We start from the raw sequence: 23,471 nt of genomic DNA, 5'->3' as shown, positions 1-23,471 counted from the left end.
TTGTAGAGAATTTCGTAAAGATTGGTACGGTTTTTGCGGTGTACCTGTTCAAACGCGCCAATGCGCCAGAAATCAAGCCAGATCAGATCAATTTAGATCGGTTTAGGCCCAATTAGGCAATCGTTAGAGAGAAATCCGGCATGGACCGAGCTTTAGTCTTTAATAACGTCAAATCCTTGGCGCAGGGGAACCTCGGGGTTCCGCTGATGCTGATGGGATTGCTGGGCATGATGATTCTGCCGGTGCCGGCGTTTTTGCTGGATGTGTTTTTTACCTTCAATATAACCCTGTCCATCGTGATCCTGCTGGTGTGCGTGTACGCCCTGAGGCCGATGGATTTTGCTGCGTTCCCCACCGTTTTGCTGCTGGCGACCTTGCTGCGCCTGGCGCTGAACGTCGCATCTACCCGTATTGTGCTGCTTGAAGGCCATAATGGCGGGGATGCGGCCGGTAAAGTCATTGAGTCTTTCGGTGCGGTGTTGATTGGCGGTAATTACGCGGTTGGCCTAGTGGTGTTTGCCATCCTGATGATCATCAACTTTCTGGTGGTTACCAAGGGCGCCGGCCGGGTGTCGGAGGTGAGCGCCCGATTTACCCTGGATGCTATGCCCGGCAAGCAAATGGCTATCGACGCCGACTTGAACGCCGGTTTGATTAACCAGGAAGACGCCAAATTCCGCCGTAGGGAAGTGGCCGAAGAAGCCGATTTCTATGGTTCGATGGACGGTGCTTCGAAGTTTGTAAAAGGCGACGCAGTGGCGGGCCTGCTCATCCTGGCCATTAACATTATTGGCGGGATTGCCATTGGTATGGCCCAGCACGGGCTGGATTTTAGCTTGGCGGTGGAGCGCTACGCATTGTTGACCATTGGTGACGGCCTTGTGGCCCAAATCCCGTCGCTGCTGTTGTCTACGGCGGCGGCGATTATGGTCACCCGTACTACCTCCAGCCAGGATATGGGCGGCCAGATTCTGCAGCAAATGTTCGATGTGCCCAAAGCTCTGGCCATTGCTGCCGGTATTCTGATTTTGTTGGGCCTGATTCCTGGTATGCCTCACGTCGCTTTTCTGGGACTGGGTTCGCTGGCGGCGGCGGCGGCCTGGTTTACCTGGAAGAAGAATCAACAAATTGTAGAAGAAGGTGACAGCTTCCCGGCACGTGGCGGTGCAGGAACGGCTGGTCGTACCAGTGGGGGCGAACTGGTCAGTGGCGACAGCAGTGGCCAGTCTCTACCGGCACCGGCAGAGAACCGCGAGCTGGGCTGGGACGACGTCGCCACCGTGGACATTGTGGGCCTGGAAGTAGGCTACCGGCTTATTCCGTTGGTGGACAAAAGCCAGGGCGGGCAGCTGCTTAGCCGTATTAAAGGCGTGCGTAAAAAGTTGTCCCAGGATCTGGGTTTTTTGATGCCTTCGGTGCATATCCGCGACAACCTGGATTTAATGCCCAACGTCTACCGCATCACCCTGATGGGCGTCACCATTGCCGAAGCCGAGATTCACCCGGAGCGTGAACTGGCCATCGACCCCGGTCAGGTGTTTGGCAAAGTGGAAGGGTTAGAGGGCAAGGATCCGGCTTTTGGCCTTGATGCCATCTGGATAGAACCAGAGAAAAAAGACCAGGCCCAAAGTCTGGGCTACACCGTGGTAGACGCCAGCACCGTAGTGGCTACTCACCTGAATCAGATTCTGCAGACCCACGCGTACGAGTTGCTGGGCCATGAAGAAGTGCAGAAGTGGCTGGACCAACTGGAAAAAGTATCGCCGAAACTGGCGGAAGAGCTGGTGCCCTCAGCGGTAAACATCAGCGTGTTGCTGCGAGTGCTGCAGAATCTGCTGAAAGAAGAAGTACCTATTCGTGACATGCGCTCTATCGCAGAATCCATAGTGAACCTGCATCCGCGCAGTCAGGACCCGAAAGCCTTGACCACGGTAACCCGCCAAGCCCTGCGGCGGATGATTGTGCAAAGCATCGTCGGTAACGAATCCGAAATACCGGTGATTACCCTGGATCCAGATCTGGAACAGTTATTGCTTAAGTCTGTACAGCAGAGTCAACAATCCGGCGCGCAGGACGATATCGGGCTAGTGCTAGAGCCGAACATGGTGGAAAAACTCCAGCGCTCACTGCAAGACAGCGTGCAGCGCCAGGAAGTGCTCGGCAAACCAGCGATTCTGCTGGTGTCCGGCCCGCTGAGGCCGGTGCTGGCAAAGTTCGCCAGTTACGGTATAGAGCGCCTGCACGTCCTGTCTTATCAGGAAGTGCCGGATAACAAACAGATTACCATCGTAGCGTCGGTAGGCCAGTAACGGCGCAGACGACACACGGATAACGCCAGCCGCGTTCCCGGCAAAGGATGAGCAAGCATGAAAGTAAAACGTTTTTTTGCACCTACAATGGCCGCAGCCCTGAAGCAGGTCAGCGAACACATGGGGCCGGATGCGATGATACTTTCCAACCGCCGGGTAGATGGCGGCATTGAAATTGTGACGGCCCTCGATTACGACGAAAACATGGCGCGCCAACGCTTAGGTGACAAAGCGGTGGCAGCTACGAGCGGCACCCATCTGGCAGAGCTGCAGGCAGACCAGCAGCGCCACCTGGAAGACGAGCTTGGCCGCTCCCGTGATCGCATCCGCGGCGTGCGCGATCAGCGTGCCGACAGCCAGGCCGGTTACGGTTCCATTGCTGAGACCGTCAATGGCTTTGCCGACATGACCAGCACAGATCCGTTTGCAGAGGGCGGCATAACCTTGCCGGCCGGCGCTGACGGGCGTAGCCAAAACGCGGCAGCGCAAAGCGGTCAGCCTGCGGGTTATGCCGGGGAGCTGGCGGCCATGCGTTCTGAAATAAGCAGTCTGCGCGAGCTGATGAGCGGTCAGGCCGCGCCTGCCGCCTTAAAAGACGCCAGTGTTGGCGCCAATGTTACGGCTCTTCAGCAGCGCCTGGCAGAACGTCTGGGTGAGTTCGGCCTAAGCCGCGAACTGTCTGACAATCTCGCTCGCCGTCACCAGTCCGGGCGCCTGGAGGATGGCTGGAAGCAGTCTCTGAAAATGCTGGTTAACGGTGTCCGTACCCCGCGCCAGGAATGGCTGGATGAAGGCGGTGTGTTTGCCCTTGTGGGACCTACCGGAGCGGGCAAAACCACCACCATCGGCAAATTGGCGGCACGCTACGTGCTTCGCCACGGCGCTGACTCCCTGGCGTTGATTACCACCGATCGTTATCGGGTTGCAGCGCACGAGCAATTGTTTGTGTTTGGCCGTATTCTTAACGTGCCGGTACGGGTGGTTGATGAAAGCCATCCGCTGGATGAAATTCTGGATGAGTTGTCTGACCGTCATCTGGTATTGATCGATACCGCCGGGCTGACCAGCACCGATCGGGGTTATCAGGAGCAGTTGGCCGAGCTGGCCCGCAGCCATCATAAAATCCGTACACATTTGGTGGTGTCTGCCACCAGTCAGCCGCGTATTATGAAATCCGTATGGCATTGCTATAAGATGGCAAACCTTGCCGGCTGTGTGATTACCAAGATCGACGAGGCTCTGACTCTGGGCGAAGCGTTGGGATTTGTTATGGAAACCAGCCTGCCGATGGCATGGTACACCGACGGCCAGAAAATACCCCAAGACTTGCACCCGGCGAAAGCGCTTGCGCTGGTGCAACTCGGTGTAGAACGAATGAAGGATTTGCGGCAGAAGCAGGCTGTTGCCACCGGTTCCTGAAAGCGCCGGTTGTAAAAGCATCACAGCAAGCGGGCAGTCGGGCAGTAAGGAACATTGGGGCAGCGGTAACATCCGTTCCCGGTTAAACATGGCAAGAGGCCATCATCAGTATGAGTAGAGCACATCCGGTTCAGGTAATTGCGGTCACGGGCGGTAAAGGTGGTGTTGGCAAAAGTAATGTGTCGGTCAACCTGGGCATTGCTCTGGCGCAAAAAGGCCGTCGGGTGGTGCTGTTGGACGCCGACCTGGGGCTTGCCAATATCGATGTGCTGTTAGGCCTGAAAACCAAGCGCAATCTGCAAGACGTACTCAATGGTGACTGCGACTTGCGTGACGTGCTGGTAGATGGTCCCGGCGGTATCAAGATTGTGCCGGCCTCATCAGGCACCCAGCGCATGACCCAGCTCAGTGCTATGGAGCACGCCGGTTTGATTCACGCTTTCAGTGACCTTGCCGACCAGATTGACGTGCTGATTGTGGATACCGCCGCCGGCATTTCCGAATCGGTGGTCAGTTTTTTGCGGGCATCCCAGGAACTGCTGCTGGTGGTGTGCGACGAGCCTACTTCGATTACCGATGCCTACGCCCTGATCAAGTTGATGAACCGCGATTACGACACCAGCCGCTTCCGGATTCTGGCCAATCAGGTGCACACAGAACAAGAAGGCCGGCTTTTGTATGAAAAACTGACCCGGGTTACCGAGCGTTTTCTGGATGTAGCGTTACAATATGTAGGCATGGTGCCCTTTGACGAGGCCGTCAAAAAAGCGGTGCGGCGCCAGCAAGCGGTGTTGGAAGCTTACCCGCAAGCAAAAGCCTCGCTGGCCATCAGGGCCCTTGCTGAAAAAGTGGACAGTTGGCCGCTGCCATCATCGCCGCGGGGTCACCTCGAATTCTTTATAGAGCGGCTCATCGAAGTTTAAAACACATCCCGTACAAAAAGCGGATTTATGACATTGGCGAAAGATCTTGGAGTCTATCAACGGTCGGGTGCTTCAGACGCTTCCCGGCTGATTGAAGAGCACGCGTCCCTGGTCAAGAAGATTGCCCTTCATCTGCTGGCGCGATTGCCCTCTAGCGTGCAACTTGAAGACCTGATGCAGGCCGGTATGATCGGCTTGCTTGAGGCGTCGCAACGTTATTCAACGGGCAAAGGTGCTACCTTTGAAACTTACGCGGGTATTCGTATTCGCGGCGCTATGGTGGACGAAATCCGCAAAGGCGACTGGGTGCCGCGTTCGGTGCACAGAAACTCCCGGCGCATTTCCAAGGCCATCAAAGCTGTAGAGGGCCGAGAAGGCCGCGAAGCCCACGATGTCGAAGTGGCTGCTGAGCTGGATATGACGCTGCCGGAGTACCACAGCTCCTTGGCCGACTCTAACAGTGGTCGGCTTTTTAGTCTCGATGAGCTCAATGAATCCGGCGAGCCGCCGATAGAACAATCAGAGACGGATGATAACCCGTTACACGGGGTGTCAGAGTCCGCCTTCCGTAACAGTTTGGCGGCGGCTATTGAAACCCTGCCAGAACGTGAAAAACTGGTGCTAAGCCTGTATTACCGGGAAGAATTGAACCTGAGGGAAATCGGCGCTGTGCTGGACGTCAGCGAAAGCCGGGTCAGCCAGATTCACAGCCAGGCTGCCTTGCGCCTACGCAGCCGGTTAGCCGACTGGAAAACGGACCCTACATAATTCTAGCGTTTGCAACCCGTGGGTTGCAGGCAGTGATGCAACGAGATTCGACTAGATTCCACCGATTGGAGGTCCTCTTGGACAAAAACATGAAAATTCTCATTGTGGACGACTTTTCCACGATGCGGCGTATTATTAAAAACCTGCTGCGTGACTTGGGCTTCACCAACACCGACGAAGCCGACGATGGCAACACGGCAATGCCGATGCTGAAAACCGGCAAGTACGACTTCCTGGTGACCGACTGGAACATGCCTGGCATGTCCGGTTTTGACCTGCTCAAAAATGTTCGCGCCGACGATCAGCTTAAAGCCCTGCCGATCCTGATGGTGACGGCTGAAGCCAAGCGCGACCAGATTGTCGCTGCGGCGCAGGCCGGTGTGAACGGCTACATTATAAAGCCGTTCACTGCCGCTGTTCTCAAAGAAAAAATCGAAAAAATCTTTGAGCGAATTCAGTAACCGGGGAGTGGATACAAGCCATGAACAAGTCAACAGGCGAGCGCCATGCCCTGGATCCAGAGCTGACGGAAAAATTAAAGCAACAGTCCGAACAGCTGGTTGACAGCGTGCGCGCGGGCGACTATTCCCGCGCTATGGCGATGATCAGCGATCTTGCAGAAGTGCGAAATCAAGGTCTGTATCACGAAGTAGGGCGGCTAACCCGCAGCCTGCACGAAGCCATGCGTAATTTTCAGATTGATCCGCGCAACCCCGAACAGAAAGAAGCTCTGTCAAAAATGACCGATGCCTCCGATCGCCTGGAATACGTAGTGAAAATGACTGGCCAAGCGGCGAATCGGACCATGGATCTGGTTGAAGAAAGCATGCCAGTTACCCGTCATTTGCAAAGCGAAGCCCAAGATCTGCATCAGCAGTGGCAGCGCCTGCGGCGGCGGGAGATGGCACCGACCGAATTCCGCGAGTTGCACGCCCGCATGGATCAGTTTTTGGCGGCGTTGAGTACTGACGCCGGCAAACTGTACGGTAACCTCTCAGAAATTTTGCTGGCTCAGGATTATCAAGATCTGACAGGTCAGGTGATTCAAAATGTAATCACCCTTGTGCGTGAAGTGGAAGAAAACCTGGTAAGCCTGGTGGTGATGGCCGGCCACGTAGACCAGTTGACCGGTACCGTGCACCAGATGGAGGACAATCAGCCTTCGGCTGAGCAGGGTGTGGGTCCGCAAATAATGCCAGAACAACGCAAAGACGTGTTGTCTGGTCAGGTTGACGTGGATGACCTGTTGTCCAGTCTTGGTTTCTGAGCAATGAGGAACAAACATGTCGTTTGATGGCGATGAAGAAATCCTGCAGGACTTTCTGGTAGAAGCCGGTGAAATTCTTGAGTTGCTGTCTGAGCAACTGGTGGATCTGGAACAGAATCCGGACGACAGCAATTTGTTGAATGCTATCTTCCGTGGTTTTCACACGGTCAAAGGCGGTGCGGGCTTCTTGCAGTTACATGCTTTGGTAAACTGCTGTCACTCGGCGGAAAACGTATTCGACACCCTGCGTAACCACAAGCGCAAAGTGACCTCCGACCTAATGGACGTCGTGCTGGAAACCCTGGACAACGTGAATGCCATGTTCGAAGAGGTGCGCCAGCGTGAAGCGCCTACAGCGGCGCCGCAGGAACTGATCGACCGGCTGAATCAGCTGGCGTTGCCTGCGGGTGAGGCTGTGCCACAATCGCCGGTGCCTGCCGCGACGGTGGATGTCGCCGACCAGGGCGACATTACCGATGACGAATTCGAGAAGCTGCTCGACGCCTTAGACGATGACAAAAAAGCATCAGCGGATACCAGCGAAACCATTGCGAGTAGCTCGGTCGCAAGCGGCAATGGCGATATCAGCGACGACGAATTCGAAGCCCTTTTAGACCAGCTTCACGGTAAAGGCCAGTTCGCCGGCGCGCCGGCAGCCGCCAAAGAAACCGCTGCCGAGGCCAGCAGTGCCCAGCCAATTGATATCTCTGACGACGAATTCGAAGCTCTTCTAGACCAGCTTCACGGCAAGGGTGGCAGCCCGACAGTGGCCGCTGCGGCCGCGCCAGAGCCCGCTAAAAAGCCCGAAACAGCGAAGGTTTCAGCCGTGGCCAAAGCGCCAGCCGAGCCGGCACAAGCAAAAACGCCGGCCCGCGATGCTGCCCCTGCCGCTTCGGAAACCAGCGTGCGGGTAGACACCAAACGCCTGGACGACATCATGAACATGGTGGGCGAGCTGGTGCTGGTGCGAAACCGCCTGCAACGCCTGGGTGACAAAAGCGAAGACGAGCAGATGCACAAAGCAGTGGCCAATCTGGATGTGGTCACCACCGACCTGCAAGCGGCTGTTATGCAAACCCGCATGCAGCCCATCAAGAAAGTGTTTGGTCGTTTCCCGCGGGTGGTGCGCGACCTTGCCCGCAGCCTGAAAAAAGAAATCAATCTGGTGATGCACGGCGAAGACACTGATCTTGACAAGAATCTGGTGGAAGCACTGTCAGATCCGTTGGTGCACCTGGTGCGCAACTCGGTGGACCACGGCATTGAAAGCCCGGAAGAACGAGAACGGGCCGGCAAGCCCAGAGTCGGCACCATTACCTTGTCGGCGGAGCAAGAGGGTGATCACATTCTGCTGCTGATCACCGACGATGGCGCTGGCATGAACGCTGAGGTGTTGCGCCGCAAAGCGGTCGAAAAGGGCATGTATGACCAGGATGGCGCCGACCGGCTGACCGATCAGGAATGCTACAACCTGATATTTGCCGCCGGTTTTTCCACCAAAGACCAAATTTCCGATGTGTCTGGCCGTGGTGTGGGCATGGACGTGGTGAAAACCAAAATCAGCCAGCTCAACGGCCAGCTTAGCGTGTTATCAAAGTTGGGCGAAGGCTCAAGCATTGTGATCAAAGTGCCACTGACTCTGGCCATTATGCCGACGCTGATGATCATGCTTGCTGATCAGTCGTTCGCACTGCCGTTGGTTAACGTGGTGGAAATTTTTCACCTTAATTTGAGCAAGACCAACGTGGTGGATGGTCGCGAGTGTGTTGTGGTGCGCGACAAGGTGTTTCCGCTGTTCCACATCAAGCGTTGGCTCATTCGTGGCGGTGCCAGAAATGTTGAGCCGGAAAACGGCCATGTGGTGATTGTGTCTATGGGCACCCGCCAGGTCGGGTTTGTGGTGGACCAGCTGGTAGGCCAGGAAGAAGTGGTGATTAAACCTCTTGGACGCGGGCTGCTGGGTACGCCGGGTATGGCTGGCGCCACCATTACCGGCGATGGCCGGATCGCGCTGATTATCGATGTGCCCAGTTTGCTGCAACATTATAGTTAGCGCCGATACATCGCCGACCCATTGTTGATTAATCGTCGATTAATTGTCGAACGGCCGCCGACTTGGCGGGCGGCAGGCATCGCCCGGAGAAATAAATGACAGTTTCTGTGCTGATTGTTGATGACTCCAGTTTCTTTCGCAAACGCCTGAGTGAAATTCTTGGCGCGTCTCGCCAGATTACCGTGGCTGGCACCGCCAGCAACGGCCGCGAAGCCGTAGAGCAAGCGGAAAAACTGCGTCCTGACGTGATTACCATGGATTACGAAATGCCGGTCATGGACGGGATTACGGCCGTGCGGGAAATACTGCGCAAACATCCGATACCCGTGCTGATGTTTTCGTCGCTTACTTATGAAGGTGCGCGGATAACCCTGGATGCGCTGGAAGCTGGAGCGGTGGATTTCCTACCCAAGAATTTCGAGGAAATTGCCGGTAACAGCAGCCAGCTACAAAAAATATTAGTAGAACGTGTTGTTAGTATCGCCCGTAGCCGCCCCATAAGCTCTGGGAGCACTCGCGCCCATGAGCCACCAGTGGCGGCGGTTGGGGCTACGACTGCGGCTAATCGTGCCGCGATACCAGCGTTGCAGCGACGCCCCTTAACTGAGCGCCCTGCGACCGCTGCAGCTGCAGCGGTTGCCAGCCCGGAGCGCCATCAGCGGCGTACGCCACCCAGGCACTACACAGTGGTGGCGATCGGCACCTCTACTGGTGGCCCGGTGGCCCTGCAGAACGTGCTCATCGGCCTACCCGCCAGCTTTCCCGCACCGCTGATTCTGGTGCAGCACATGCCCGCCAGTTTTACCCAGGCTTTTGCCGAGCGCCTGAACCAGTCTTGCCAAATACAGGTGCGTCAGGCAGAAGACGGCGATCTGTTGCGCCCCGGCCTGGCTTTGCTGGCACCCGGCGGCAAACAGATGATGGTGGAAAGCCGCGGTGGCCAAGGCCGGATACGCATATTACCTGGCGATGATCGGCTCAATTACAAGCCTTCAGTGGATGTCACCTTTGGTTCGCTGGCACGCAGCTTTCCCGGTAAAACCTTGGGTATTGTGCTGACGGGCATGGGCGCAGATGGCCGGGAAGGCTGCCGCATGATGAAACAGAGCGGCTCGATTGTGTGGTCGCAGGATGAAAAAAGCTCGGTGATTTACGGCATGCCCATGGCAGTGGCTAAAGCCGGCCTGAGTGACGAAATTCTGTCGCTGAACGACGTTTGCCAGCGGCTCAAAGATGGGGTCAGCTGATGGATGTGCTTAGCCTTCTGGGTGTTATCCTGGCTTTTGTAGCCATTCTGGGGGGTAATCTGCTGGACGGTGGTGCACTGGCGTCGCTGTTCAACGCGCCGGCGGCGCTGATTGTTATTGGCGGCACCCTGGCGGCCACCATACTGCAAACCTCCTGGCCGGTGCTGAAACGCGCGTTTAGCCAATCCCGCTGGGTATTTTTGCCGCCCTTTGTCAACCTGGAAGACGGTCTCGACAAAGTTGTGAACTGGAGCGTTATTGCCCGCAAAAGGGGCCTTCTAGGGCTTGAGGGGCTAGCAGAAAGCGAACAGGAGCGGTTTGTGCAAAAAGGCTTACTGCTGTTGGTTGACGGCGCCGAAAGCAACACCATTCGCAGCATTATGGAGGTAGAACTGGATACCCGGGAACAGCGGGATCTGGATTCGGCACGGGTGTTTGAAGCCATGGGCGGCTATTCGCCTACCATTGGCATTATTGGCGCGGTGATGGGGCTGATTCAGGTAATGACCAATCTGGAAGACCCGGAGACGCTGGGCAGCGGCATAGCCACCGCTTTTGTTGCCACCATCTACGGGGTGGCGTTGGCTAACCTTCTGTTTTTCCCGGTGGCCAATAAACTGCGCGGGCTGGTGCGCGAGCGCACCCGCTACGAAGACATGATGATCGAAGGCCTTATTGCCATCGCTGAAGGTGAAAACCCGAAATCCATCGAAATCCGCTTGCGTGGATTTCTTCCCTGGTAGCGAGTGTTAATGGCTTATGCGGCGCCGCAAACCACCCCAAGATGATCTTCACAATAAAGAGCGTTGGCTAATCTCATACGCCGACTTCATTACCCTGCTGTTCGCGTTTTTTGTGGTGATGTATTCGGTGTCTTCGGTTAACGAGGGCAAATACAAGGTGCTGTCAAATACCTTGACCGGTGTTTTCAACGCCCCGGAGCGCTCGGTTGTGCCAATTACCGTTGGCGAACAGCAGGTTGTTGGTGGGCGCACTGAAAGCGATGCCGTCATTGCGCCGGTGGTTACCGAGGCACCTCCCGGTTTGCCAGCACCAGACAACGCCAGCCGATCGCGTGGGCTTCAGGAGCTGGCCGGCCAGCTCGGGCTGGAGTTTAGTGAATTGATTGAGACGGGCGTGATTACTCTGAACACAGATGATGAGTGGTTGCAGCTGAATTTGCCCAACAGCCTGTTGTTTGGCAGCGGCGACGCTGAACCTCATTACGATTCCTTCGCGGTGATGGAAAAAATTGCGGGCGTGCTGCGCGACACCGACAACGCCATTCGCATTGAAGGTTTTACCGATAATCAGTCCATTCACAGTGGCCGCTTTCCGTCAAACTGGGAGCTTTCGGCTGCCCGCGCGTCGGTTCTGGTGCGCATGCTGGTGATGGATGGTATAGACCCGGCGCGGCTGGCGGCGGTGGGGTATGGCGAACATCAGCCGGTGGCGCGCAACGATACCGACGAAGGCCGTCGCCGTAATCGTCGCGTGGTGCTGCTGATTTCCCGCGATGCCAGCATTCGCGGTGCCATACGCTGAACCTGGCACGATTCCTGTAGTCTTTCTTTTAAAAAAGAGTGAACAGCGCTTTTTCAGTCGCGAACCACAACACAACGGCAATGTATTGCCGTGTGAAATGCCGAGGACAGGCAGGAGAGTCAAACGTGCGAATTTGGGCAGTGGCCAATCAAAAAGGCGGAGTGGGCAAAACCACCACCGTGGTTGCCTTGGGCGACCTGTTGGCCAGCCGTGGCAAGCGTGTGCTGATGCTGGATATGGATCCGCACGGTTCGCTTACCAGCTGGTTTGGCTATGATCCGGACCGCCTCAAGCACAGCCTGTTTGACCTGTTTCAACATCAGGGAAAAGTACCCGAAGGACTGCCCGCACAGCTGATTACCGACACCGGCGTGCCCAACCTTACGTTACTGCCGGCCAGCACTGCCCTGGCAACCCTGGAAAGGCGGATGATCGGTACTGAAGGCATGGGTCGGGTGATTTCCCGCGCGCTGGCGCAGCTGTGGGATGATTTTGACTATGTGCTGGTGGACAACACCCCGACATTGGGCGTGCTGATGGTTAACGGCCTGGCGGCGGCAAGCCATTTGATTATTCCGGTGCAAACCGAGTTTTTGGCCATTAAGGGTCTCGAGCGCATGTTGCACACCCTGCAAATGATTAGCCGTTCGCAGAAAAATCCCCTGAGCTATACCATTGTGCCCACTCTGTTTGACCGTCGAACCCAAGCCGCGAATAAAAGCCTGAATATGCTGCGTGATACTTATCCGCATCAGCTCTGGCGTTTTGCCATACCGGTAGACACAAAGTTTCGCGATGCCAGCCAGGCCGGATTAGTGCCCTCAGCGGTAGACGCCAACACCCACGGAGTGCGCGCTTATCGTCGCCTGCTTGACGATTTATTGGCGCAAACCGGTACCTGGCTGGAGCCGTCTGGTGGCTGACAAAAAAATGACACAGCTGGCGGACCCGCAAGCCGCCATCGCCAGTTATCTGGACGACCTGTTGCACACGGCCACCGATCAGGCGTATCAGCAGGACACGCAGGCGCAGGCTGTTGTTGCCATACCGGTGGTGGCAATAGCGCCACAGCCGCTGCCGGCCAAGCCGGAGCCGGTAATTGCTGAACTATCCGTGCAGATCGTGACCGCTCCGCAACTGTTGCCGGCAGCCGGGCCGCAGGCAAGGCCTGCGTGGGCCGAAAAGCCATTTGAATGTCTGATCTTCACCGTGGCAGGCTTGCAGCTGGCGGTTCCCTTGGTGTTGCTAGGGGCCATTTACCGCATCGAAGACGATATAATGCCGATGCCTGGCAGCCCGCCCTGGTATATGGGTATTCGCCCGGGCCGGGACAAAAACCTGCGGGTGGTCGACAGTGCCGAGTGGATTATGGCGGGTCGGGCGCCGGCAAACGCACGCGCTAATTATCGGTTTGTGATACACCTTAACAACAGTGACTGGGGACTGGCTTGTGATAATGTAGCTCAATCCTTTACTTTGAGCCCTCAGCAGGTGCGCTGGCGCACGTCGCGTAGCAAGCGGCCATGGCTGGCAGGCACAGTGATTGAGCAGATGTGCGCGCTGCTAGACGTTCAGAGCATGGCGAATCTGCTGGTTCGTGCCGAGCGCGAACAGCACCTGGATTTAAGCTGAACAGGCTCGGCGAGTGTTCACTGCTAACAAAGGTTAGTGATGGCACGATTCATGCCCCTTAAATAGCGTATAGGGGCGCTAATGATGATTTTTTGACGGTCAGGCTGCCTGCACGGCAGCCGCATATGGAGATTTAACACAATGGCAGCCCCAAGCGGACAGCAAAATCAGACCAAGGATGACCAGGTACTGCAGTATGTGACCTTTCGTCTGGATGATGAAACCTACGGCATCAACGTGATGCAGATTCAGGAAGTACTGCGTTACAGCGAGATTGCACCGGTACCGGGTTCACCGGACTACGTTCTGGGCATCATCAATCTGCGCGGCAACGTGGTAACGGTGATTGATACCCGTCGGCGTTTTGGCTTGAACGATGCCGACATCACCGACACCAGCCGTATTGTGGTGATGGAGTCTGCCGATCAGGTAATGGGAATTCTGGTGGATTCGGTGGCCGAGGTGGTTTACCTCAAGTCCAGTGAAATTGAAACCGCGCCCAATGTGGGCAGCGAAGAAAGTGCCCGCTTTATTCAGGGCGTGTGTAATAAAAATGGCGAACTGATCATTCTGGTCGAGTTCGACAAGATGCTGACAGATCACGAATGGGCGGATATCTCGACGCTGTAAGGTCTTAGGCCGGCAGTGAACGCAGATCGACGCCTTGACGCACACCAAGGAGACGTTGCTATGTTTGCTGATGTATTTGCCGAGATTCCCCAATGGGTGCCCTGGATTCTGGTCGCTACAGCTCTGTCTTTGCTCGTCGCGCAAATTTTCTTGCAAGGGCGGCAGTTGCGGGGGTTGCAGGCGGCGCTAAAAAGCCGCTGTGACATTCTTGGCCGCGAACTGCATGCCACTGCCAGCACCGGTATGGGAGTGGGCCAGCGCTTGGTAGCCTGCGAACGCCAACTGCACGAACTGCGAACCACCATCGAAGAAATGCGCCAGAACGATCCGTTGCGGGTGTCTTACGACGAAGCCGCACGGCTAGTTGATCTTGGTGCCGATATCGACGACCTGATGAACACCTGCGGTATTTCCCGGCCCGAGGCAGAACTGGTGTCTGCCTTGAAGAAACGCCAGGCAGCCTGACCCCCGGTTTTGGGGTTATTGACCGGCGTCTTCCGGTGTCATGCCCCGTATGTGAAAGGCGAAGGCCAGAATTTCAGCGACCAGCTGGTACAGCTGTTCGGGGATTTCGTCATTCAGCGACAGTCGCGCCAGGGTACTGGCCAGCTCGGCGTTTTCGTACAGGGGCACCCCGTGTTCGCGGGCAATGCGAATAATTTCGTCCGCAAGCTCGTGATTGCCAACAGCGCTGATAGTGGGCGCCCGCTCACCGTCGTATTTTAACGCGACTGCCGCTGACGACTGTTGCGGCTCGTTATTTTTGCTCATGCTTTGGTATCCACCAGTCGATGTTGCAGCTTTGTCGCTACCGGGCCCGGATTGCCCTGGCGACACTCCAAATCCGCCACTTCGAGCCCCAGATCGGTCAGGCTACTACGCAGCAGCGGCAGTTGTTGATGCACCTGGCGCAAGGTAGCCAGTTTCTCTGCCCACACCAAAGCGCTCACCGCTTGTTGGCGCAGGCTCACTTCGAATTGCAACGGGCCAGCCTGGTCCAGATCCATCGCCAGCACCAGGCGCCATTCGCCAACGCTTGCTCGTGATGGTCCGCGGTCGCTGCCGTCTTTACCCGGATGCTGTTCAATCCGCAGTTGCGCCAGCTTGGGTTGCTGTAGCGGGTTCATCCAGGGCAGTTCCAGTAAAAGCGTGTTGGTGGGCGCGCCCGCATCTGTGCCACCGCGAGCGTTCAACACCTGGGTGTGCAGCTGGTTTACGGTAATGCGGTTGAGCATACCGGCCAGAATTCGCAGCAATTGCCCGACGTTGGGCGGTTCTTCTCTGGCGCTGCTACCGGTGCTGGTCTGAGCCATGGCGAATGCGCCGGGAAACTGTAACGGCGCCTGAATCAGCGCTGGGCTAGCCAGCGGTGTCAGCCGGTTGAAGTGCTCTGGCCCTTGGCCCTGCTGTGCCAGAAGCGCGGTGATTACCCGGCCAATGGCCAGTTTTAGATCGGGTAGGGTTGCCGACGGTGTTGCCGCCAGTCGCGCTTCTGCAAACAGCCCGCTTTCGCTCAGCCATTGTTGTACCTGTTGCACCGCCGCGGTCTGCTGCCCGGCCCCGGGCGCAAGCTGGTTGCTGGCAGGTAAGCGCACAAATAATTGTTCCAGAGCCTGGCGCGCCGCTGGTGGCAGAGGCTGCGCGGCGGTGCCCGAGAAAGCCTGCGAGGGCAGCTGGCCGGGCGGTGTGTCGGCCTTCACACCTTGCTGCAAGCCGGCCATCAGTCGGGCCAGTCCGCTGTCCAGGCTTTGCTGCCAGGGCAGGCGTTGCACCAGGGCCTGTGCCAGGCTGACTTCCGGGGCAGTTGCCAGCTTGCCCATCAGCTGCAATTCGTTGCCGGCACGCAGCACTTTTATCCAGTCGCCGGCCTGAAGTTTGGTTTCGCCAATACTGGCCTGAACCTGAAGCGGTTTGCCGCGTATATCTAACAGCAGCTCGGCGCCACCATTCTGGCGTTGAATGACGTCGGTGACTCTTGCCAGCAGGCTTTCGTTACGGCCCATCTGCAACTGGTTCAGTACCCGCTGGGCGCTTAGCGCAGGCGATGTAGGCGGGACTGGGGCAGGCGCGCTGGTGCTGCCTTGCGGTGGCCGGCTGTCGGCGCTGGCGGGCGACGTAGATTGGGAAGTGGATTGAGGAGTGGGTTGGGGTGGATTGGTGGGAAGTTTCATCGCTACCAAATTAACCTGGAAATGGGTAATCACCGGCTGCTTTCGCTATAATGCGCCGCGCCAATATTGAATACACACGATGCCAGCCTAAGCTGCATCGATACGGAACCGGGGCCCGGATGTCTGAACCGCTGCTACAGGCGATCAATTTACAGTGTGAACGCGACAAGCGGGAACTGTTCCGTGATTTATCGTTTTCCATATTGCCCGCAACTGTGACCCGTGTCGAGGGTGCCAACGGCTCCGGTAAAACCACGTTGCTGCGTATATTGGCCGGTCTTAGTGATGCCTGGGCGGGCCAGTTGCTGTGGTGCGGCGAGCCGCGTTTGCGCGTGCGCGAGTCGTTTTTACGCAATGTGCTGTATTTGGGCCACCGGCCGGGCATAAAGCCGTTGCTGTCGCCGCTCGAAAACCTGCGGGCGCTGATGGCCGGTCGCCGCCCGGTGGGCGACAAAGCCCTTGTGCAGGCGCTTGCCAGGACCGGTCTGGCGGGCTACGAACAGGTGCCATGCCGGCACCTCTCAGCCGGTCAGCAACGGCGGGTGGCACTTGCGCGCCTGTTGGTTGCCGACGAACCCCTTTGGCTGTTAGACGAGGTGTTCACCGCCATCGATGCGAGCGGCGTGGCGGCCATCGAAAACCTGCTGCAAGAGCGTGCCGCTGAGGGCGGTGCCGTGGTGTTTACCACCCATCACAACGTAAAGATTGCAGGTACGAAGCGACTGGTACTCACACCGGGGGCCGTTGGTTATGATGATTAAACCCCTGGATCAGGCCGTTGGTTCGATTGCGGCCATGAAAGCGGTGTTCGCTCGCGACATGAAAGTGGCCTTTCGTCAGCGTCAGGATTTACTCAATCCTTTGCTGTTTTTCATGATGGTGGTCACCCTGTTTCCGCTGGGCGTGAGCCCGGAAATCTCATTTTTGCAGGAAGCCGGGGCCGGCATTTTGTGGGTGGCGGCACTGTTGTCGGTGCTCTTGTCACTGGATCATCTGTTTCGTCACGATTTTGACGACGGCACACTGGAGCAGCTGGTGCTGCAGCCACAACCGCTGTTCTTGCTGGTGTTGGCCAAAACCATGGCGCACTGGGTGCTAACCGGACTGCCTCTGGTGTTGTTAACGCCGGTTTTGGGTGTAATGGTGCATCTGGACGGGAACTCTATCGCTATTTTGTGTCTAACTCTGCTAATCGGAACACCTGTTCTTAGTTTGATCGGTGCGATTGGTGCAGCGTTAACGCTGGGTTTGCGATCAGCGGGTGTACTCTTATCCTTGTTGATTATTCCGTTGTACATTCCGGTGCTGATTTTCGGTACCGGCACTGTTGCCGCCGCCGCCGAAGGTGCCCCGATTGGCGCCTATCTGGCGTTGTTGGGTGCCTTTCTGGTGCTGGCTTTGACTCTGGCGCCTTTTGCCAGCGCAGCGGCTCTGAAAGTCAGCCTGTCAAACAGCTGACAAACCGATTCAAACAGAGGCAAGGTACTTAACTGATGTGGCAATTTTTTCACAAGCTGGGATCACCAAAATGGTTTTACGGGATTGCCACCCGGCTAATGCCCTGGTTGCTGGTATTTGGATTGCTGTGTCTCGGCGCTGGTTTGGTGTGGGGCCTGGCGTTTGCGCCTAAGGACTACCTGCAGGGCAACAGCTACCGCATTATTTTTATTCATGTGCCGTCGGCGTTTTTGGCCCAGTCGGTTTACATCATGATGGCCTCGGCCGCGGTGGTTACACTGGTGTGGCGCATGAAGCTGGCCGATGTGTTTGTCAAAGCCGTAGCACCGGTGGGCCTGGTGCTCACCTTTATATCGCTGTTTACCGGTGCGGTTTGGGGCAAGCCCACTTGGGGCACCTGGTGGATCTGGGATGCGCGGCTGACATCGATGCTGATCCTGTTGTTTCTGTATGGTGGGTTGATCGCTCTTGACCGCGCCATTAATGATGAAAAATCGGCCGCCCGCGCCGTGGCGATATTGGTGCTGGTTGGCGTGGTGAATATTCCGATTATCAAATATTCTGTGGATTGGTGGAATACTCTGCATCAGCCGGCCACCTTTAAGCTGACAGAGAAACCCAGCATGCCGGCCGAAATGTGGGTGCCGTTGCTGTTGTCGGTGATTGGCCTGTATCTAGTGTTTGGCTGGCTGGCGTGCCTGCGTATGCAGACGGAAATTCTGATACGTGAACAGCGTACCCGCTGGGTACAGGAGCTGTTTCACGTGAATGGAGGTGCCAGATAATGGCGTTTGATTCCTTCGGTGCGTTTTTGGCAATGGAAGGCCATGGCCCCTATGTATGGGCTAGTTACGGTGTATTTTTTGTGTTGATGGCGGTGCTGATGGTGGGTTCCTATCGGCGCCGCAATGCGGTGCTGCAAAGCTGCCGTCAGCACGCCGGTTCCCGCTCGTCGCGGGCGCCAAAACCAGATTCGGACACGGCGGCAGCGGCCAGCTTCACCCGTGTTGATGTTTCCCAAGACTGAGTGGCTGAAAAACCATGCACCCGATCCGTAAAAAACGTTTGACCATTGTGCTGTTCCTGCTGGTCGGCCTTGCCGTGGCGGTAGGCTTGACCACCTACGCCCTGCGCCAGAATATCAATCTGTTTTATGATCCTACCCAGATCGCCGCGGGAGAAGCACCGGCGGATGTGCGCATTCGTGCTGGTGGCATGGTGGAAAAAGGCTCTGTGCTGCGCGATACCGAAAGCCTGAAGGTAGCATTCAAGGTGACTGACTTTACCGAATCCGTCACCGTTGAGTACGTGGGCATCCTGCCCGACCTGTTTGCCGAAGGGCAGGGCATTGTGGCCATGGGTAGGTTAAACAGCGAAGGCGTGTTTGTGGCCGACCAGGTACTGGCCAAACACGATGAAAACTACATGCCACCGGAAGTGGCTGACGCTCTGGCAAAAGCCTCCGAAAGCCGCGATATCGCGGTTGAAGCTACCAAAACCCTGACCAACTGATGCCCGTTAAACGCCCGATACGCAAGGGTGTGTGGCACGTGAGTGGTGTATGGCAAATATGTGGAGTATGGAAAGTATGATGTATCCGGAACTCGGACAGTTTGCACTCATTCTGGCGCTGCTGTTGGCGGTGTTGCTGGCGGTGGTGCCCATGGTGGGCTCGGTCACCGGCCGTGATAGCTTGCAAGCGTTTGCCAGGCCGCTGACGGCGGGCATGTTTGTGTTTGTCGCCGTGGCCTTCGGCATTCTGACCTACGCTTTTCTTACCGATGATTTCTCGGTGGCTTATGTTGCCAACAACAGCAATAGCCTGTTGCCCTGGTATTTCAAATTCAGTGCGGTGTGGGGCGGCCACGAAGGTTCTCTTCTGTTGTGGATTCTGATGCTGGCGGGCTGGACCCTGGCGGTAGCGGTGTTTTCCCAGCGCCTGCCTGCGGTGATGGTGTCCCAAGTGCTGTCGGTGCTGGGCATCGTGTGCGTTGGTTTTTTGCTGTTTATCGTTATGACCTCGAATCCGTTTGAGCGAATACTGCCAAACATTCCCGCCGACGGCGCCGACCTGAACCCGTTGTTGCAGGATTTTGGCCTGATTATTCACCCGCCTATGCTGTACATGGGCTACGTGGGCTTTTCAGTCGCTTTTGCCTTTGCTATTGCGGCACTGATTAACGGCCGTTTGGACGCCGCCTGGGCGCGCTGGTCGCGGCCTTGGACCACTGTGGCCTGGGCCTTTCTGACCATCGGTGTTGCTCTGGGCAGCTGGTGGGCCTATTACGAGCTTGGCTGGGGCGGCTGGTGGTTCTGGGATCCGGTCGAGAACGCGTCTCTACTGCCTTGGTTGTCGGGTACCGCACTGATGCACTCGTTGGCGGTGACGGAAAAACGCGGTGTGTTCAAAAGCTGGACTGTGTTGCTGGCCATTGTGACCTTTGCCCTGAGCCTGCTCGGCACCTTCCTGGTGCGCTCTGGCGTACTGACCTCGGTGCACGCTTTCGCCTCGGACCCCGAGCGCGGCACCTTCCTGCTGGTTTTGCTGGCCATCACGGTGATTGGCAGCCTGATTCTGTACGCGGTTCGTGCACCCACTGTGCACGTGCGCGCCCGTTACGGTTCCATGTCGCGGGAAATTTTCCTGTTGCTGAATAACGTCATGCTGGTGTCGGCGACCTTGCTGGTGGCGGTGGGCACGCTTTATCCGCTGGTGCTGGACTCACTGGATATGGGCAAACTGTCTATTGGCGAGCCGTTTTTCAATCTGACATTTACTCCGCTGGCCATCGCCGCCGGGCTGTTAATGGGTGTTGGTGTTTTTTCACGCTGGAAGAAAACCGACGCTGGCTGGTTGGCGCGCAAACTGCTGTGGCCGCTGGCTCTCAGCATTCTGATCAGCGCCGCGGCGATTGTCGGTTACGGCGAGTTCAAGATTATGGCTTTTCTTGGCATTTTCACCGCGGTGTGGGTGGCTGTGGCCACGTGCTGGGACCTGTTGGACAAGTCAAACTCACGCAAGGGCCGGATGCATGGGCTCAAACGCCAGTCGCGCAGCTATTACGGCATGGTGCTGGGGCACTTGGGCCTGGCGATGACCATCGCCGGCGCAACAGTGGTGTCCAACTACGGCATTGAGCGCGACGTTCGTATGGAGCTGGGCGATGTTGCCACCGTGGGCGACTATCAGTTTGTTTTCACTGACATTGGCCAACGCCAGGGTGCAAACTTTACCGCCCAATACGGTGGTTTTGACGTGTTGTTGGACGGCCGTAAAGTGGCTGAATTGCACCCGGAAAAACGCCAGTATTCGGTGGGCATGAACGTGATGACCGAAGCAGACATAGATGCAGGCTTTACCCGCGACATTTTTGTCGCTATTGGTGAGCGCATCTCAGACAACGCCTGGGCCATTCGGCTGCAGTACAAACCGTTGATTCGCTGGTTGTGGCTGGGGGCTTTCATAATGGCACTTGGCGGCTTCCTGGCGGTGAGTGACAAACGCTACCGTATCCGCGAACGGGCAACCGAGCGAAAAGCAAAACCTGCCGACAGTGGCTCCCTTGTCGCACACCCGGTAATGACTTCTGTTACAAAACCGGTGATAGCTTCGGAGGCTCGGTCTTGATGAAGCGGGTCCTGTTGTTTTTGCCGTTGCTGGTGGCTCTGGTTTTAGGCGTGTTGCTATTTTCCGGCATCGGAAAAGATCCGACAAAGCTGGAGTCAGCCCTGGTCGGTAAAGCCATGCCGGAGTTCGCCCTTGAGGACCTGCACCGGCCAGACGTGCAAGTCAGCCAGCAGGTGTTCCAGGGTGAACCCCGCCTGTTAAATGTGTGGGGCACCTGGTGTCCGTCGTGTCGCGACGAGCATGCTGACTTGATGTGGCTGGCCAAGAACGAAGGCGTGCCCATTGTGGGGCTGAACTACAAAGACCAGCGTGCTGAGGCCAAAGCATGGCTAGAGCGCCTGGGCGACCCCTACAGCACCAGTATTTATGATCCCAAAGGTAGCCTGGGTTTTGATCTGGGTGTGTATGGCGCTCCCGAAACGTTTGTAATTGGTGCTGACGGCACGGTGCTGCATCGCCACGTAGGCGTGGTGAACAAGCAGGTGTGGGAAGAGACTTTACGGCCTCTCTTAAACCAGGCAGGGGGCCAGTACTGATGGCAATTTTCAGGCTATTCAGCCGCTTTGCACCAGCCCTGCTGATTGTTCTGGCGCTGCCGGCCCAGGCGGTAGTGCGCGACGTCTATAGTTTCGACACGGATGACAAGCAGCAGCGGTACCAGACCATGACCGCCGAGCTGCGCTGCCCCAAGTGCCAGAACCAGAACATCGCCGACTCCAATTCGCCGATTTCCGAAGACATGCGTGACGAGGTCTATCGGATGATGACAAACGGCGCCAGCGACGTAGAAATCATGGATTCGCTGGTCGGTCGGTTTGGCGAGTTTATCCGTTACAAGCCCTTAGTCGAAAAGCGCACCCTGCTGTTATGGGCAACACCGGTTATTTCAGTGCTTGGCGGCTTTTTAATTGTGGGTGGTATTGTTTTGCGATCGCGCCGCAACAACCAGGTTGACAGCGAACTGAGCGCCGAGGAACGGGCGCGGGTGGAGAAGATTATGGACGGGCACAACGGCAAATCGGATTCACAGGCGTAACGCCCAAAACAAACCGCAATCACATTTAACGATTTTCTCTCATCGGTAACGGGATTTTCATGAGCAATATGTTTTGGATTGCCGCATCTTTATTAATCGTGCTGGCATTGGCCTTTGTGCTGTATCCGGTTTTGTTCCACCGCTCTGGCCGGAGCCAACAGCTAGACCAGCGCAATCAGAATCTGCTGGCTTACCGCTCGCGCATGCAGGAACTGGACGCGGAATACGAAGCCGGGGTGCTTGATAAAGACAACTATCAACAGCTAAAAACCGAGCTTGGTGGTTCCATGCTCGATGACATTCCTGAAAATGAAACGCCTGCCGCCTCAACCCCCGGCCGTAAAACCGGCATGGCGGTGGCACTGGTGTCCATTCTGGTGATTCCCGCTTTGACCCTTGTGTTGTATGAGCGTTGGGGTGCTATGGATCAGGTAGAGCAGTTCATCACCATGGAACAGCTGGGGGCCGGTAATGAAGCCGGCCGCGAGCAACAGATGGCGTCGCTGGCGGCGCAGTTGCAGGCGAAGCTAGAAGCCAGCCCGGACAACCCCGACGGCTGGGCCATGCTGGGGCAAACCTATATGCGCATGGAAAAATACCCGCAGGCGGCACAGGCGTTTCAGCGTTTGGAGCAAAGCGTCGAGCGTGCCGGCGGCGACGATCCGTCCCGTGCCATGGCATTGGGTCTGGCCGGCCAGGCGATGTTTTTCCAATACCAGGGTGCTATGAACGCAGAGGTGCAGCAGGTGATTTCCAGCGCGCTGGAGCTTGACCCAAACGAGGTCAATGCCCTTGGCCTGCTGGGCATCAGCGCCTTTGGCCAGGAAAACTACCGCGAAGCGATTGGCTTCTGGCAGCGTATTGTTCAGGTGGCGCCAGACCACCCGCAGCGCGATTCTATTGAGGGCGGTATTACCGAAGCCTACAACCGCTTGGGCGAAACACCGCCTGAGAGTTTTCTGGCATCGATTCAGGCTTCCGATCAGCAGTCGGCTCAGGCCTTAAAAAGTGACGGCCCTGGTGTCACCGTCAGCGTTAGCCTGGACGAAGCTTTCTTAAACGACGTACCTGCCGATACCACGCTGTTTGTGTTTGCCCGCCAGGCCAACGTTAACAGCGGCCCACCGCTGGCGGTTGCACGCTTCAAAGCCGCTGACATGCCGTTAGAGATCCGTCTGGATGACTCCTTGGCAATGTCTCCGCAGAATACGATTTCCTCGGTTGAAAAAGTGATGGTCACGGCGCGCCTAAGCCCCAGTAGCAGTGTTATGGCCCGCGCCGGCGACTGGCAGGGCAGCCTGGCAGCGCCGGCTACCGTAGCCGCTGGTGAGCAAATACCCCTGACGTTAGTGATTGATAGCCTACTGATCGAATGAGCAGGGCCT

General features: G+C 56.8%; 25 protein-coding genes. 23 read left to right on the top strand and 2 right to left on the bottom strand.

All coding sequences use genetic code 11. The features are described from left to right. Positions 1–140 precede the first annotated feature (140 nt). The 14 genes from flhA to MIH18_RS06410 all read left to right on the top strand — a co-directional run bounded on the left by flhA (position 141) and on the right by MIH18_RS06410 (position 14,258). Positions 141–2,309, top strand: coding sequence for a flagellar biosynthesis protein FlhA (gene flhA, locus MIH18_RS06475; RefSeq protein WP_249008034.1), 2,169 nt, complete (start codon positions 141–143; stop codon positions 2,307–2,309). A 57-nt stretch (positions 2,310–2,366) separates the two neighbouring features. Further along, a complete protein-coding gene (gene flhF, locus MIH18_RS06470; protein WP_249008035.1) occupies positions 2,367–3,728 on the top strand; it encodes a flagellar biosynthesis protein FlhF in 1,362 nt (453 codons plus the stop codon). A gap of 110 nt (positions 3,729–3,838) precedes the next feature. Further along, positions 3,839–4,651, top strand: a complete 813-nt coding sequence (locus MIH18_RS06465) for a MinD/ParA family protein (RefSeq protein WP_249008036.1) — start codon at positions 3,839–3,841, stop codon at positions 4,649–4,651. A gap of 27 nt (positions 4,652–4,678) precedes the next feature. Further along, on the top strand, positions 4,679–5,419 hold the full coding sequence (locus tag MIH18_RS06460; protein ID WP_249008037.1) for an RNA polymerase sigma factor FliA: 741 nt from the start codon (positions 4,679–4,681) through the stop codon (positions 5,417–5,419). 77 nt (positions 5,420–5,496) lie between these two features. Beyond that, on the top strand, positions 5,497–5,880 hold the full coding sequence (gene cheY, locus MIH18_RS06455; RefSeq protein ID WP_249008038.1) for a chemotaxis response regulator CheY: 384 nt from the start codon (positions 5,497–5,499) through the stop codon (positions 5,878–5,880). Positions 5,881–5,900: 20 nt separating this feature from the next. Continuing rightward, a complete protein-coding gene (locus MIH18_RS06450; protein ID WP_249014197.1) occupies positions 5,901–6,686 on the top strand; it encodes a protein phosphatase CheZ in 786 nt (261 codons plus the stop codon). 16 nt (positions 6,687–6,702) lie between these two features. After that, positions 6,703–8,739 carry a chemotaxis protein CheA gene (locus MIH18_RS06445; RefSeq protein ID WP_249008040.1) on the top strand — a complete coding sequence of 679 codons (2,037 nt, stop codon included), beginning with the start codon at positions 6,703–6,705 and terminating at the stop codon, positions 8,737–8,739. Between the two features lie 95 nt (positions 8,740–8,834). Then, positions 8,835–9,986 (top strand): chemotaxis response regulator protein-glutamate methylesterase, encoded by a 1,152-nt coding sequence (locus tag MIH18_RS06440; RefSeq protein WP_249008041.1) that lies wholly within the window; start codon positions 8,835–8,837, stop codon positions 9,984–9,986. Next, positions 9,986–10,729: a flagellar motor protein gene (locus tag MIH18_RS06435; RefSeq protein ID WP_249008042.1), complete on the top strand. Its 744-nt coding sequence runs from the start codon at positions 9,986–9,988 to the stop codon at positions 10,727–10,729. Before MIH18_RS06440 ends, MIH18_RS06435 begins: the two co-directional genes overlap by 1 nt. Positions 10,730–10,745: 16 nt before the next feature. After that, positions 10,746–11,531, top strand: a complete 786-nt coding sequence (motD, locus tag MIH18_RS06430) for a flagellar motor protein MotD (protein WP_249008043.1) — start codon at positions 10,746–10,748, stop codon at positions 11,529–11,531. A gap of 125 nt (positions 11,532–11,656) precedes the next feature. Beyond that, complete coding sequence (locus MIH18_RS06425) at positions 11,657–12,454, top strand: ParA family protein (RefSeq protein WP_249008044.1); 798 nt, start codon at positions 11,657–11,659, stop codon at positions 12,452–12,454. Beyond that, positions 12,447–13,163 (top strand): chemotaxis protein CheW, encoded by a 717-nt coding sequence (locus tag MIH18_RS06420; protein ID WP_249008045.1) that lies wholly within the window; start codon positions 12,447–12,449, stop codon positions 13,161–13,163. The genes MIH18_RS06425 and MIH18_RS06420 overlap by 8 nt, the downstream gene beginning before the upstream one ends. 141 nt (positions 13,164–13,304) lie before the next feature. Next, positions 13,305–13,793, top strand: coding sequence for a chemotaxis protein CheW (locus MIH18_RS06415; RefSeq protein WP_249008046.1), 489 nt, complete (start codon positions 13,305–13,307; stop codon positions 13,791–13,793). Positions 13,794–13,853: 60 nt separating this feature from the next. Next, a complete protein-coding gene (locus tag MIH18_RS06410) occupies positions 13,854–14,258 on the top strand; it encodes a DUF2802 domain-containing protein (protein WP_249008047.1) in 405 nt (134 codons plus the stop codon). A gap of 15 nt (positions 14,259–14,273) precedes the next feature. On the opposite strand, the gene MIH18_RS06405 is transcribed toward MIH18_RS06410, so the two are convergent. Together MIH18_RS06405 and MIH18_RS06400 are read right to left on the bottom strand one after the other, a co-directional pair. Continuing rightward, positions 14,274–14,564: an EscU/YscU/HrcU family type III secretion system export apparatus switch protein gene (locus MIH18_RS06405; protein ID WP_249008048.1), complete on the bottom strand. Its 291-nt coding sequence runs from the start codon at positions 14,562–14,564 to the stop codon at positions 14,274–14,276. Further along, a complete protein-coding gene (locus tag MIH18_RS06400; protein ID WP_249008049.1) occupies positions 14,561–15,964 on the bottom strand; it encodes a flagellar hook-length control protein FliK in 1,404 nt (467 codons plus the stop codon). Before MIH18_RS06400 ends, MIH18_RS06405 begins: the two co-directional genes overlap by 4 nt. 119 nt (positions 15,965–16,083) lie before the next feature. Here MIH18_RS06400 and ccmA point away from each other — a divergent pair, with 119 nt between their 5' ends. The 9 genes from ccmA to ccmI all read left to right on the top strand — a co-directional run bounded on the left by ccmA (position 16,084) and on the right by ccmI (position 23,462). After that, positions 16,084–16,725: a cytochrome c biogenesis heme-transporting ATPase CcmA gene (ccmA, locus tag MIH18_RS06395; protein WP_249008050.1), complete on the top strand. Its 642-nt coding sequence runs from the start codon at positions 16,084–16,086 to the stop codon at positions 16,723–16,725. Further along, entirely contained in the window at positions 16,715–17,422 is a 708-nt protein-coding gene (gene ccmB, locus MIH18_RS06390; RefSeq protein WP_249008051.1) for a heme exporter protein CcmB, read from the top strand. Before ccmA ends, ccmB begins: the two co-directional genes overlap by 11 nt. Before the next feature lie 35 nt (positions 17,423–17,457). Next, positions 17,458–18,207, top strand: coding sequence for a heme ABC transporter permease (locus MIH18_RS06385; protein WP_249008052.1), 750 nt, complete (start codon positions 17,458–17,460; stop codon positions 18,205–18,207). Continuing rightward, entirely contained in the window at positions 18,207–18,449 is a 243-nt protein-coding gene (gene ccmD, locus MIH18_RS06380) for a heme exporter protein CcmD (protein WP_249014196.1), read from the top strand. The genes MIH18_RS06385 and ccmD overlap by 1 nt, the downstream gene beginning before the upstream one ends. A gap of 14 nt (positions 18,450–18,463) precedes the next feature. Next, positions 18,464–18,934, top strand: coding sequence for a cytochrome c maturation protein CcmE (gene ccmE / locus MIH18_RS06375; RefSeq protein WP_249014195.1), 471 nt, complete (start codon positions 18,464–18,466; stop codon positions 18,932–18,934). A gap of 79 nt (positions 18,935–19,013) precedes the next feature. After that, complete coding sequence (locus MIH18_RS06370) at positions 19,014–21,050, top strand: heme lyase CcmF/NrfE family subunit (protein WP_249014600.1); 2,037 nt, start codon at positions 19,014–19,016, stop codon at positions 21,048–21,050. Continuing rightward, positions 21,050–21,586 (top strand): DsbE family thiol:disulfide interchange protein, encoded by a 537-nt coding sequence (locus MIH18_RS06365; protein WP_249008055.1) that lies wholly within the window; start codon positions 21,050–21,052, stop codon positions 21,584–21,586. Before MIH18_RS06370 ends, MIH18_RS06365 begins: the two co-directional genes overlap by 1 nt. After that, positions 21,586–22,086 carry a cytochrome c-type biogenesis protein gene (locus tag MIH18_RS06360; protein WP_249008056.1) on the top strand — a complete coding sequence of 167 codons (501 nt, stop codon included), beginning with the start codon at positions 21,586–21,588 and terminating at the stop codon, positions 22,084–22,086. The genes MIH18_RS06365 and MIH18_RS06360 overlap by 1 nt, the downstream gene beginning before the upstream one ends. Positions 22,087–22,145: 59 nt before the next feature. Further along, the gene (ccmI, locus tag MIH18_RS06355; protein WP_249008057.1) at positions 22,146–23,462 is read left to right on the top strand and encodes a c-type cytochrome biogenesis protein CcmI; all 1,317 of its coding nucleotides are present in this window, start codon (positions 22,146–22,148) and stop codon (positions 23,460–23,462) included. Positions 23,463–23,471 lie beyond the last annotated feature (9 nt).

Origin of the sequence: Marinobacter sp. M3C, from assembly GCF_023311895.1 — a bacterium.
GTDB lineage: Bacteria > Pseudomonadota > Gammaproteobacteria > Pseudomonadales > Oleiphilaceae > Marinobacter.
The sequence above is the reverse complement of the archived record's forward strand: the minus strand, read 5'-3'. Positions and strand labels throughout refer to the sequence as shown.

What these genes read in the sequence shown, in the direction of transcription:
- ccmA (WP_249008050.1), top strand. Translation starts at nt 16,084, where the DNA reads ATGTCTGAACCGCTGCTACAGGCGATCAATTTACAGTGTGAACGCGAC.
- MIH18_RS06385 (WP_249008052.1), top strand. Translation starts at nt 17,458, where the DNA reads ATGTGGCAATTTTTTCACAAGCTGGGATCACCAAAATGGTTTTACGGG.
- flhF (WP_249008035.1), top strand. Translation starts at nt 2,367, where the DNA reads ATGAAAGTAAAACGTTTTTTTGCACCTACAATGGCCGCAGCCCTGAAG.
- ccmB (WP_249008051.1), top strand. Translation starts at nt 16,715, where the DNA reads ATGATGATTAAACCCCTGGATCAGGCCGTTGGTTCGATTGCGGCCATG.
- MIH18_RS06370 (WP_249014600.1), top strand. Translation starts at nt 19,014, where the DNA reads ATGTATCCGGAACTCGGACAGTTTGCACTCATTCTGGCGCTGCTGTTG.
- MIH18_RS06435 (WP_249008042.1), top strand. Translation starts at nt 9,986, where the DNA reads ATGGATGTGCTTAGCCTTCTGGGTGTTATCCTGGCTTTTGTAGCCATT.
- MIH18_RS06405 (WP_249008048.1), bottom strand. Translation starts at nt 14,564, where the DNA reads ATGAGCAAAAATAACGAGCCGCAACAGTCGTCAGCGGCAGTCGCGTTA.
- MIH18_RS06415 (WP_249008046.1), top strand. Translation starts at nt 13,305, where the DNA reads ATGGCAGCCCCAAGCGGACAGCAAAATCAGACCAAGGATGACCAGGTA.
- ccmE (WP_249014195.1), top strand. Translation starts at nt 18,464, where the DNA reads ATGCACCCGATCCGTAAAAAACGTTTGACCATTGTGCTGTTCCTGCTG.
- MIH18_RS06440 (WP_249008041.1), top strand. Translation starts at nt 8,835, where the DNA reads ATGACAGTTTCTGTGCTGATTGTTGATGACTCCAGTTTCTTTCGCAAA.
- MIH18_RS06450 (WP_249014197.1), top strand. Translation starts at nt 5,901, where the DNA reads ATGAACAAGTCAACAGGCGAGCGCCATGCCCTGGATCCAGAGCTGACG.
- MIH18_RS06360 (WP_249008056.1), top strand. Translation starts at nt 21,586, where the DNA reads ATGGCAATTTTCAGGCTATTCAGCCGCTTTGCACCAGCCCTGCTGATT.
- MIH18_RS06410 (WP_249008047.1), top strand. Translation starts at nt 13,854, where the DNA reads ATGTTTGCTGATGTATTTGCCGAGATTCCCCAATGGGTGCCCTGGATT.
- ccmD (WP_249014196.1), top strand. Translation starts at nt 18,207, where the DNA reads ATGGCGTTTGATTCCTTCGGTGCGTTTTTGGCAATGGAAGGCCATGGC.
- MIH18_RS06400 (WP_249008049.1), bottom strand. Translation starts at nt 15,964, where the DNA reads ATGAAACTTCCCACCAATCCACCCCAACCCACTCCTCAATCCACTTCC.
- ccmI (WP_249008057.1), top strand. Translation starts at nt 22,146, where the DNA reads ATGAGCAATATGTTTTGGATTGCCGCATCTTTATTAATCGTGCTGGCA.
- motD (WP_249008043.1), top strand. Translation starts at nt 10,746, where the DNA reads ATGCGGCGCCGCAAACCACCCCAAGATGATCTTCACAATAAAGAGCGT.
- MIH18_RS06365 (WP_249008055.1), top strand. Translation starts at nt 21,050, where the DNA reads ATGAAGCGGGTCCTGTTGTTTTTGCCGTTGCTGGTGGCTCTGGTTTTA.
- MIH18_RS06465 (WP_249008036.1), top strand. Translation starts at nt 3,839, where the DNA reads ATGAGTAGAGCACATCCGGTTCAGGTAATTGCGGTCACGGGCGGTAAA.
- flhA (WP_249008034.1), top strand. Translation starts at nt 141, where the DNA reads ATGGACCGAGCTTTAGTCTTTAATAACGTCAAATCCTTGGCGCAGGGG.
- MIH18_RS06445 (WP_249008040.1), top strand. Translation starts at nt 6,703, where the DNA reads ATGTCGTTTGATGGCGATGAAGAAATCCTGCAGGACTTTCTGGTAGAA.
- MIH18_RS06460 (WP_249008037.1), top strand. Translation starts at nt 4,679, where the DNA reads ATGACATTGGCGAAAGATCTTGGAGTCTATCAACGGTCGGGTGCTTCA.